This is a genomic window from Clostridium sediminicola (assembly GCF_050402865.1).
GTDB lineage: Bacteria > Bacillota > Clostridia > Clostridiales > Clostridiaceae > Clostridium_AF > Clostridium_AF sediminicola.
Genome location: NZ_BAABMF010000026.1, coordinates 20,051 through 31,489, shown reverse-complemented (window position 1 = coordinate 31,489; position 11,439 = coordinate 20,051). Strand labels below are relative to the sequence as shown.

Sequence of the window (11,439 nt, the reverse complement as noted above, 5' to 3'; positions counted from 1 at the left end):
TAATGACTCTTTAAAGGCTATCAACTGCATCTTTAAGTCTATTTAAGCCTTCTTCTAATAGTGCTCTTGGACATGCTATATTAATTCTCATAAATCCAGTACCAGTCTCTCCAAACCAATGACCACTATCTAGTGCAATTTTAGCTTTTTTGAAGAACAGATTATCTATGTCTTTTGAGTCAAGACCAAGGCCTTTGCAGTCTAACCACATTAAATATGTTGCTTCCATTTTATAAGGAATTATTCCAGCTATGTTTTCATTTATAAAATCGTAAACATAGTTCATATTACCTTCTAAATATTCCACTAACTCATCAACATAATCAGCGCCTTTTTCATAAACAGTTTGAGTTATTTCTCTACTAAATGCATTTGAACGATTTAAATCTATTAAACCTAGTGCACTTTTATATGCATCCATTAACTTTTTGTTTTTTATAATACAGAAAGCTGTATGAAGTCCTGCAATATTGAAAGTTTTACTTGGAGCAGTACAAGTAATAGTATTATCGCTATATTTATCATCTAAATCTGCCATAGAACAATGCTTATATCCTTTGTATACCAGATCAAAGTGGATTTCATCAGAAACAAGTAATACATTATTGTCTAGACAAATATCAGCAAGCCTAGTTAATTCATCCTTAGTCCAAACTCTACCCACTGGGTTGTGTGGACTACAAAGAATCATCATTGTACAATCAGGATCTTTAGCTTTATTTTCTAAATCTTCGAAGTCTATAAGATATTTACCATCTTCAAATTTTAATGTATTGTCACTGACTACTCTTTTGTTTCCTTCAATAATGCTTTTAAAAGGATAGTAAACAGGAGATTGCATAATGATTTTATCATTTGATTTTGTAAATTCACGGATCATCATATTTAATAAAAAGACAACACCGGGTCCATATTCAATTTCTTCTCTTTTTACATCTACATCATGTCTGTTTTTTAACCATCCTATTATAGAATTATAAAACTCAGGCATTCTTTTTGTGTATCCAAATACACCATGTCTAGCTCTATTAACTAAAGAATCAATCATAAAATCAGGACATTTTAAATCCATATCTGCTACCCAAAAGGGTATTAAATCATTACTTCCAAATTTTAAGTCCATCTCTTCGTATTTAACAGAGCTTGTGTTATTTCTATCTACTAAAGTGTCAAAATTATACATAAGTCCTCCATCCGAAGCTTGCTTAAAGAGCAGCTTCTACCTCAATAACTTCATCATTATATTCTTTATCTATCCAATCTTTGCCCTCAACTCTTCTTGAAACCATCATTGATGCAACAGCATCACCAGTAGCATTAATCATAGTAGCGATTGCGTCTGTTAATAGACCGATAGTAACAATTATTGGAATAACATCAGGATTGAAGCCATAGAATCCTACTATAATCAAAGACCCCATCATTCCACCACCAGGAATACCACTCATAACAACACCACTCATAACAGAGATGGCAATAGCAGTGCTCCAAACTCCAAGGCCTACAAATTTCATGTCAAATATTCCAAATAAAAATGCAATTTTCATAAGTGTAGTAAGAGCTGTACCATCCATATGTATAGTAGCTCCAAGAGGTAATACTATGTTACTAATATCTTCAGGTACTCCCATTTTTTTTGTACCATTTAGGTTTGTAGGTAATGTTGCAACTGAACTTTGAGTAGCTAAAGAAGTAATAAGTGCAGGGAAAATGTTTTGGTAGAATAATTTAATTCCTTTAACTCCGCCTGCATAGTATGCATAAAGTGTAAAACAAACTAAGAAGTATACAATACAAATTGGGAAGAACATTACAACAGCCCTTGTATAAGCACCTAGTAATTCAGACCCATAAGTTCCAATTAATGCTGCGAAGTATGCACCTAAACCGATGGGAGCATATAGCATAATAATATTTATCATCTTCATGAAAGCTTCAGCACAGATATCTAATACATCTACTAAAGGATTCGTTTTTAGTCCTCTAGTTTTAGTAACATAACTTACACAGTATCCAAATGTTATAGCAAATATAATAAGTGGTAACATTGCACCTTTAGATAAAATTAGGTTGAAATCACTTACTGTAAGAGCTTTGACAACTTGGTCTAATAGGTTCATTTGACTATCTTGTACATATGTCCCCATTTCAATATTTACACCTGCAGCAGGTGGTACAATGGTAACAACAGTGATAATAAAAATTGATGCTATTATTCCAGTTACAAAGAAAACTAATAAAGTATTACTAAGAATTTTGCTAAGTCTTTTCATGTTAGACATTTTAGCTATTGAGCTTGCTAAACTAAAAAATACTAGTGGTACAACTGCTGTAAACATCAGATTTAAAAATATTTGACCGAATGGCTTTAATACACTTGCCTTTTCTCCAAATACTAATCCTATAATACAACCTGCGATAATTCCTGTTAATAAAAGTATTAATGATTTGTAAGATAGCAATACAGATTTTTTTGAAATTTTAACTGACATAAAAATACCTCCTAAATTATTTTTCGTTTTGTTTATACTTTTCAACCTCCTGGACATTGTATAAAGCAAAAATAATGCCAACTTTTAAAAAATGCTCGTAAAGCTTTTAAAATACTCATTTTTGTTTCCAAAAGCATAAAACGTTTTCACTCTTATAATTAAAAAGGCGATAAAAAAGGGGTTAACGGGAGATTTGTGCTCCCGTTAACCCAATGATTATTGCTATGGTTCCATAAGTTTTATACCTTCTTTTGAAATGGTACTTCCACCACGACCAGTTTCGACATTAATATAACCATAGCTCTTAAGATCATTTAAAATTCTTCTAACGTCATATTCACTCAAATGCATATTGTTATCAAATGCTTTTTTAGATATACTACGTCTTCCGAGTTTGACTCTATCCTTAAAAGCATCGTAGAAAAGCTTCAAAACAAAAGTTTCATTTTTATTTAAGTCTGAAATTGTTTCAGATAAGTTTTTTGGACTACTAACTTTAGAATATTCCTTCATGTGAAATGGAAGATGATCTAATGTTATTAAATCCGTGCCTATATTATCAAAGTATTCAACACAATTTCGGAGTTCGCGAATATTACCATGCCAGTTATAACTCTCTAAAAAATTCATAACATCATTTGAAATTTGAAAATCAAAATTATTCTGTTTTTTAAAATATTCAAATAGTATGCTTATATCTTCAACTCTTTCTCTAAGAGCAGGGATGTTGATAGGAAGAACATTTAATCTATAGTATAAATCTTTTCTAAATAGGCCTTTTTCAACTTGTTCGAATAAATTTCTATTAGTAGCAGCAACAATTCTAACATTAACTTTTATTACTTTGTTACCACCTACACGCATTACTTCTTTTTCTTGAATAACCCTAAGTAATCTTACTTGTAATTCAAGAGGCATTTCACCAATTTCATCTAAAAAGAGAGTTCCATTATGAGCTAATTCAAATATACCAATCTTTCCACCTTTTAAAGCTCCCGTAAAAGCACCGCTTTCATATCCGAATAGTTCACTTTCAAGTAAGTTTGATGATATTGCAGCGCAGTTAATTGCTACAAATTGCTTATCCCTAATAGGTGATGCATTATGAATAGCTTGAGCTACTAATTCTTTACCGGTTCCGCTTTCTCCTGTTATAAGTACTGCAGATTTAGAATTTCCCATTCGATAAACTAATTTTTTTACTTCTTCAATGGCAGAACTTTTCCCCATAATATTATCAACACTATATTTTGCAACATGGCCCTTGTTAGCTAGTTGTAATCTTAACATATTTTGAGTGTTTTCTTGAGATTCAAAACTTTCGATTATTGCATAGGCACCGTCATTTACTTCTACCTTTTTATTTGCACTTAGTTCAGATACTGGGAAAATGGACAATGTTATGTTATTTCCATTTATCTCAACAAGTTTATTAAGTATAGGCTTTTTAGTCTTAAAAAATTCCTCAAAACCAAGTTCAGGTAATACTTTATTAACATTTGTTCCAACGTATCTAGTATTTTTGCCTATTATTTTTCTGGCATTTTCATTGAAACTTTCAATTATACAATTCTCATTGACACCAATTACACCTTTTTCCATTATTGATAATAGAGTATTGAATTGATTTTTTAGGGTTTTTGATCTACTTATGAGGAATTCAACACCTTTATAATATGAAACAATACTTTCGAAGTAATCTGACATTCTTTTTTCAGTAAGAACTTCTTCAAGATTAAGGCCTATAGCAATATCTACAATAGTATTTTTATCAATAACTCTATGACCTAAATCTAGTATTTTTTCGACCCCTTCTGGGATATAATTGCTTTCACCAGTAGTAATAGCTGTTTTTAAAGGAGGTATCTCATCAATATTTGGAAACATTGGGATTAGTTCATATTCATCGAAGCCTAATTGGTATAAGGTAGCAATAGTTTCTATACACATTTCAAAATTTTGATTTACAAGCATTGCTGTTTTATCAATTTTACTCTCTTTAAGCATATCAAAGCCTTTTTTTGAAAGAGTTAATTTTGAAATAATAACTTCTACATTATCATCTATGTATTTTTTTAATACTTCATATTGGGAATATGTACTAATAAGAATTGCATCCACATTTGTTATGCTCTGAACATTATTTGTTTCAAAGGAATATGTAAAAATATCAATGGTATCATCAAATACTTTAAATAACTGATTTTTATAGGCAATACCAACGTCTTTACTTGAGGTAACAATTCCAAGTCTTTTTCTCATAATTTCCTCCTCAATAAATGAAATTTTTAATTTTAGAAATTTCTAAATTAATTATACAATTCAAAGATTATTATGACAATATAAAAAATTTAGTCAAATCACGTGATGATAAAAGGTTATTAAAATATTATTAAATAAAGATGTTGGATAAAATGTGTGGTGAATAGTATAATTAATATTAGAATTAAATTACTTAAGGAGAAATCAAGTGGACGATTATAATAAACAATGTAAAAAAGAGCTTATGATTTGGAAGAAAAAAATGAGCAAGAAGCCTTCAATAATAAATACTTTTACAACAGGTACTCAAAAAAAGTTTAATAATTTAGTTCCTGAAAATATTCACAAGATAGTTACTGCTGCAATTAAGAATATGGTAAAGGCTGTGCTAGTTGGATCGGAATTTACTTCAACTCCTGAATTAAAAAATATGACATTTAAAAAACGAGAAGATTTAGTAAGAGAAAAGCTGGATTTTTATAAGAAAACTGCTACTGTAAGTGGAGCTGGTACGGGAGTAGGTGGGATTGTGTTAGGCATGGCGGATTTTCCTATTCTACTTAGCTTGAAGATGAAATTTTTATTTGATGCAGCTAGTTTTTACGGTTTTGATGTAAGAGATTATAGAGAAAGACTATTTATTTTGCATATCTTTCAATTAGCATTTTCAAGTCAGAAAAAAAGATCAGAAGTATATAAAAAAGTACTAGAGTGGGATAAATATGCTAAAAGCCTTCCTTTAGATATTAATGTTTTTGATTGGAGAAGTTTTCAGCAGGAATATAGGGATTATATGGATATAGCAAAAATGCTTCAAATGGTTCCAGTTATTGGAGCCGCATTTGGTGCTTATGCAAACTATAGATTAGTAGAAAAACTAGGTGAAACTGCTATGAATGCGTATAGGATGCGAATTGATCTATAAAGTGAGTAAAAGTATTGTTTTAATTCTGTTAGGAACAATAGTATATATAAACTTATGATTAAATGCAAATAAAAAGGGGGTAATTTTTTGATATGGATTTTATCGATTAATTTACTTGAAAGATTAGGACTAATTATTATGTTTGCATTCTTTATATCAAAGTCTATTTTCTTCAAAAATTATGTTCTTAAAGTTAAGTCCACTTTTGGAGAAAATCTTTTCTTTGCCTTGCTTTGGGGAGTACTTGGTATTTTGATGACTTTACTTGGAACACCGGTTTCAGGTGGTATTGCAAACTCAAGGACAATACCTGTTGTTTTGTCTGGACTTCTTGGAGGACCTTTGGTTGGTACTATTTCTGGTTTGATAGCTGGAGTTCATAGAGCTTTTTTTACTAAGGGTGGAGATTTGACTGCTATATCATGCGGGATATCTACAGTAATTGGTGGATTAATTGGAGGATATGCAAAGAGCTATATAGATAAAAAAAACAGGAAATGGATATATGGGATAATAGTAGGGTTGCTTGTGGAAATTATTCAAATGGCAATTATATTACTTATTGCAAAACCTTATGACCAAGCATTAAAGTTAGTTAAAATTATTTTTATACCAATGACATTTTTAAATGCATTAGGTATAGGATTATTTTTATTGTTTATTCAGCAAATTTATGAAGAAAATGAGAATGCAGCGGCATTGAAGGCACAAGTTTCATTGAAAATTGCTAATCACACATTACCTCTATTTAGAAGAGGATTAGATGAAGAATCAGCTGAAAAAGCTTGCTCTATAATAAGAAAGATAACTAAGTATGATGCTGTTTCTATTACAGATAAGAGTAAGGTTTTAGCACATGTAGGACTAGGTTCTGATCATCATAAAGTTGGGGGAGAAATATGGACTGATATAACAAAAAAGTCTATTGAAACTGGTATGGTACAATATGCTATTAATAAAGCTGAAATAGGATGTGGAAACTCTATATGTCCATTAAAATCTGTAATTGTAGCCCCTCTAAAAATGAATGAAAATGTTATTGGTGCATTGAAAATATATAAAGATAGAGAAAACTTTATATCAAAGTCCGATATTGAGTTGGTTAAAGGATTGGGGATTTTATTTTCAACGGGACTTGATTTAGGTAATATAGAAAAACAAAAAAAACTTAGGAAACAAGCAGAATTAAAAGCTCTTAGAGCTCAAATCAAGCCTCATTTTTTATTTAATTCTCTAAATGCAATTATTTCTATAACTAGAACAAATCCAGAAGAAGCAAGAAGACTTTTGAGGGAATTGAGCATTTTTTTAAGAAGCAGTTTCAAAGATAGCGATCCATTTATTTCAATTGATAAGGAAATTAGAAATATTGAAGCTTATTTAAATATTGAAAAAGCAAGATTTCCAGATAAATTATTCATAGAATATGATATTGATGAAAACATAAATATTATGATACCATCTTTGATTCTTCAACCATTAGTAGAAAATGCTGTTAAACATGGAATAAGAAATAAAAGAGGAAAAGGAAAAGTTTATATTGGGATAAAAAATGAAGGTGATAAAATAAAATTTATTGTAAAAGATGATGGCTTAGGTATGGAAAGTAGTAAAATTTCTCAGCTTGAAAAATCTGAAGGGGTGGGGCTTAGCAATGTAATTAGCAGGCTAAAATCCATATATAATGAGGAATTAATTATAGATAGTGTTAAAAATCTAGGAACAACAATTAGATTTCAAATACCTATTAATGGAGGTATACAATGATATCAGTAGTATTAGTTGATGATGAAAGGCCGTCATTAGAAGAACTAGAGTATATTATTTCTAAATCCAGCTTTGCAAAAATTGTTGGAAAGTTTACCAATTCAATTGAAGCTATAGAATTCGTGAAAATAGAAGAGCCTGATTTAGTTTTTTTAGATATTAATATGCCAGAATTAGGTGGGATGGAATTTGCTGAAGAAATTATAAAACTTAATTTAAAAACAGATATAATTTTTGCAACTGCGTATGATAAGTATGCTATGAGTGCATTTGATAAAGATGCAGTTGACTATATACTAAAACCTTATGAAGACGATAGAGTGTTTAGAGCATTGAGGAAAGTTAAAAGTAGAAATAAGAATTTTGTGAAAAGACAAATTAATGTAAGTGGGGAAAAATTAAATAAAATTCCTATTTGGAAAGGTGAAAAAATTATCTTTGTAAATGTAGAGGATATTTTGTATTGTAAAGTTGAAGAAAGAGAAGTTAGTATTCACACTTTAAAGGAAAAGTATTTTTTCAATGATACATTATCAAAATTAGAGGAAAAATTGCCAAAAGAAACATTTTTCAGAACCCATAGATCATATTTAGTGAATTTGAGTAAAATATTAGAAGTTAGTCCATATTTCAATCATACATTAGTTATAAAACTAGAAGGAAGCAATGAGGAAATTCCCGTTAGCAGAAGCAATATTAAAGCTTTTAAAGAAAAACTGAAGATATAAAATTGTATTTTATAATAAGAATATTGCATTTCAGTTTGAATTTATGATAGTTGAACTGAAAACGATATAATAACTCCTATAAGTTGATATAATTTAATCATTCTTAAAGGGAGGTTGGTTATATGATATCATTTTTATTATCAATTTTAGCATTAGTTTTAGGTTATTTTATTTATGGTAAAATGGTTGAAAAAATATTTGGAGCTGACGAAAATAGAGCTACACCAGCAAAAGAAATCAATGATGGTGTTGACTATGTAGAAATGGATTGGAAAAAAGTATTTTTGATTCAATTCCTAAATATTGCAGGTCTTGGTCCAATATTTGGAGCTATTGCAGGAGCACTTTGGGGACCGATTGCATTTTTATGGATTGTTTTAGGTTCTATATTTGCAGGAGCAGTTCATGATTACTTTGCAGGTATGTTATCTGTAAGACATGGTGGAGAAACTATAGCTGAAATAGTTGGAAGATATTTAGGTATTGGCGCTAAAAACTTAATGAGAATATTTTCTGTAGTTCTTTTAATACTTGTAGGTGTTGTATTTATTAATGGACCAGCAGGGCTTTTACAAAGTATGACTGGCATTAATAAATTTATATTCTTGGGAATCATAATTGTTTATTATTTATTGGCAACAGTTCTTCCAGTTGATAAACTAATAGGTAAAGTTTATCCTATATTTGGTGCAGCATTACTTATAATGGGTGTTGGTATAATGGGAGGTCTTTTCATCAAAGGCTATACTATACCTGAAATTGCATTAACTAACTTACATCCAAGTCAAAAATCTATATTTCCATTCTTATTTATTACTATAGCATGTGGTGCTATTAGTGGTTTCCATGCTACTCAATCACCTATTATGGCTAGATGTATAAAGAATGAAAAAGAAGGTAGAAGAGTATTTTATGGTTCAATGATAGCAGAAGGTATTATTGCACTTATTTGGGCAGCAGCAGCTATGAGTTTCTATGGTGGAACAGAGGGACTAGCTGGCGCAGGATCTGCAGCAGTAGTTGTAAATGATATTTCTACTACTCTTATGGGTACAGTTGGTGGAGTACTAGCAGTTTTAGGAGTAGTTGCAGCGCCTATTACATCAGGAGATACAGCATTCAGAAGTGCTAGACTAGCTCTTGCTGATGCATTTAATATGAAACAAGATAAGATTAAATCAAGATTTGTTATAGCTATTCCTTTATTTGCAATAGGTGTTTCTTTATGCTTCATAGATTTTACAATCATTTGGAGATATTTCGCTTGGTCAAATCAAACTTTAGCAACAATAGTATTGTGGACATCAGCAGTATATTTATACAAGAACAAGAAAAATCATTGGATTGCCACAATTCCAGCAACATTTATGACAGCAGTAATTACTTCATATATTTTAGTTGCAGGTGAAGGTCTTGGTTTAGGTGAGAATATTGGAATTCCAGTAGGAATCGCTTGTGCAGTAATTGCTTTTGCAGTATTTATGAATAAAACAAGAAAATCATTAGCTTAATTATGATAAAATAAATTAGCTTTAAGAAAGACCACATTGAAGAAAGCTCAATGTGGTCTTTCTTATTGTAATAGTAAAAATATTTGATAAGACTAGATAAATTATTGTAGAATAGAAGTCGATAACAAAATTTTTGAAGTAACTAAGGAGGAAAATAAGATGGTGGGATCTAAAGATCTTACAAAGGGGAATACTATGTCTAGTCTAGTAAAATTAGCAATTCCATTAATTGCAACTAATTTTATTCAGACTGCGTATAGCCTTATAGATATGATTTGGATAGGAAAGCTAGGAAGTAATGCAGTCGCAGCTGTAGGGACAGCTAGTTTCTTTATTAATATGGCTTTTGCTATATTTACTTTAGTTGTTACAGGAACAAGCATAAGAGTTTCACAAAGTTTTGGTGCAAAAGACTATGAAAAAACAAAGAAGATAATTGTTAATGGTTTTTTTATGGCATTAATATTATCAATAGTTTATTCAGTTACAATTATTTTTTTCAGATATAGAATAATAGGTTTTTTTGACTTTACTGATGAGGGAATAAAAAAAATGGCATCAAATTATCTTTTTATTTCTATGCTAGGTGTAGTTTTTATGTATTTTAATTCATTATTTTCAACTATTTATAATAGTTTGGGGAATAGTAAATTCTCTTTTAAAGTTAATTCTATAGGATTTATAGTCAATGTTATTTTAGACCCAATATTAATTTTTGGAGTAAGTGATTTCACAGGATTGGGCGTTGGGGGAGCTGCCATAGCTTCAATAGTGAGTAGATTTATTGTAACGGTAATTTTCCTAATCAATTATAAAAAGAGTTTCAAAAGTTTTGTATTAAAGCTGGGATTTGATTTTAAGTTAGCATTTGATTCAGTAAAATTAGGGGCTCCATTTACAGTACAAAGAGTTACTTTTATTGCTATAGGAATAGTTATAGCGAAGATAATATCTGCATGGGGACCTACAGGAATTGCAGTACAAAAGATTGGTGTACAGATTGAATCAATCTCCTACATGACAATAGCTGGTTTACATGGTGCTGTCTCGGTGTTTATTGGACAAAACTATGGAGCTGGTAGTTTACCTAGGATAAAAGAGGGGTACAGAAAGGCTCTTAGTATAAGTTTTATATATGGACTACTTACAACAGCAGTTTTAATCATTTTTTCAAAGGAGATTTTTGGTGTTTTTATCAAGGATAGAGAAGCCGTTGAAATGGGAGTTAATTATCTTAAAATTATCGGGTTGTCTCAGGTTTTTATGTGTATTGAGATTGTTAGTAATGGTAGTTTTAGTGGGATAGGAAAGACATACGTCCCTGCAACAGTAAGTTTGATTTTTACAGGGCTTAGAATTCCTTTGGCATTATTTTTATCTTCTTTTGAAAAGCTGGGGATAAATGGAGTGTGGTGGTCAATAAGTATAAGTAGCATGGTAAAAGGGATTGTTTTAGTTACTTTGTTTTTAATATTTATGACTAAATTGAAAATAAAGAATGATGATGAAGTTAGTGTTTGATGATTTGTTATTATTTAAATAATGTAAATTCCTAGTTCTTAATTGAAATAAATTGTGAACTTAAAAAGTGACAAGTGATAAGTTACAAGTTAATGAAAGAGATCGTTGAAGAATAACTTCTACTAATTTCATTCAAAAAACATATAGAGTTTTTAATTCAACTAATTATTTATACAAGTCCAAAACTCATAAGTACCTGAGATTTTGTACATGTATAAATAAAGTTTCGTAAT

At 30.2% G+C, this 11,439-nt stretch carries 8 protein-coding genes; 5 read left to right on the top strand and 3 right to left on the bottom strand.

Annotated elements, in window-relative coordinates; all coding sequences use genetic code 11:
* Positions 1–10: 10 nt before the first annotated feature.
* The 3 genes from ACQ3F0_RS24140 to ACQ3F0_RS24130 form a co-directional block, all read right to left on the bottom strand.
* The gene (locus ACQ3F0_RS24140; protein WP_428868358.1) at positions 11–1,183 is read right to left on the bottom strand and encodes a MalY/PatB family protein; all 1,173 of its coding nucleotides are present in this window, start codon (positions 1,181–1,183) and stop codon (positions 11–13) included.
* Positions 1,184–1,205: 22 nt separating this feature from the next.
* Entirely contained in the window at positions 1,206–2,492 is a 1,287-nt protein-coding gene (locus ACQ3F0_RS24135) for a dicarboxylate/amino acid:cation symporter (protein WP_428868357.1), read from the bottom strand.
* Between the two features lie 222 nt (positions 2,493–2,714).
* Positions 2,715–4,754, bottom strand: a complete 2,040-nt coding sequence (locus ACQ3F0_RS24130; protein WP_428868356.1) for a sigma-54 interaction domain-containing protein — start codon at positions 4,752–4,754, stop codon at positions 2,715–2,717.
* Between the two features lie 208 nt (positions 4,755–4,962).
* Between ACQ3F0_RS24130 and ACQ3F0_RS24125 the strand changes: the two genes are divergently transcribed.
* The 5 genes from ACQ3F0_RS24125 (at position 4,963) to ACQ3F0_RS24105 (ending at position 11,206) form a co-directional block, all read left to right on the top strand.
* Positions 4,963–5,679 carry an EcsC family protein gene (locus ACQ3F0_RS24125; protein ID WP_428868355.1) on the top strand — a complete coding sequence of 239 codons (717 nt, stop codon included), beginning with the start codon at positions 4,963–4,965 and terminating at the stop codon, positions 5,677–5,679.
* Positions 5,680–5,766: 87 nt separating this feature from the next.
* Positions 5,767–7,446 (top strand): LytS/YhcK type 5TM receptor domain-containing protein, encoded by a 1,680-nt coding sequence (locus ACQ3F0_RS24120; RefSeq protein WP_428868354.1) that lies wholly within the window; start codon positions 5,767–5,769, stop codon positions 7,444–7,446.
* On the top strand, positions 7,443–8,174 hold the full coding sequence (locus tag ACQ3F0_RS24115) for a LytR/AlgR family response regulator transcription factor (RefSeq protein WP_428868353.1): 732 nt from the start codon (positions 7,443–7,445) through the stop codon (positions 8,172–8,174). The genes ACQ3F0_RS24120 and ACQ3F0_RS24115 overlap by 4 nt, the downstream gene beginning before the upstream one ends.
* A gap of 122 nt (positions 8,175–8,296) precedes the next feature.
* Positions 8,297–9,685: a carbon starvation CstA family protein gene (locus ACQ3F0_RS24110; RefSeq protein ID WP_428868352.1), complete on the top strand. Its 1,389-nt coding sequence runs from the start codon at positions 8,297–8,299 to the stop codon at positions 9,683–9,685.
* Between the two features lie 159 nt (positions 9,686–9,844).
* Positions 9,845–11,206: an MATE family efflux transporter gene (locus tag ACQ3F0_RS24105; RefSeq protein ID WP_428868351.1), complete on the top strand. Its 1,362-nt coding sequence runs from the start codon at positions 9,845–9,847 to the stop codon at positions 11,204–11,206.
* The last annotated feature ends 233 nt before the right edge of the window (positions 11,207–11,439 follow it).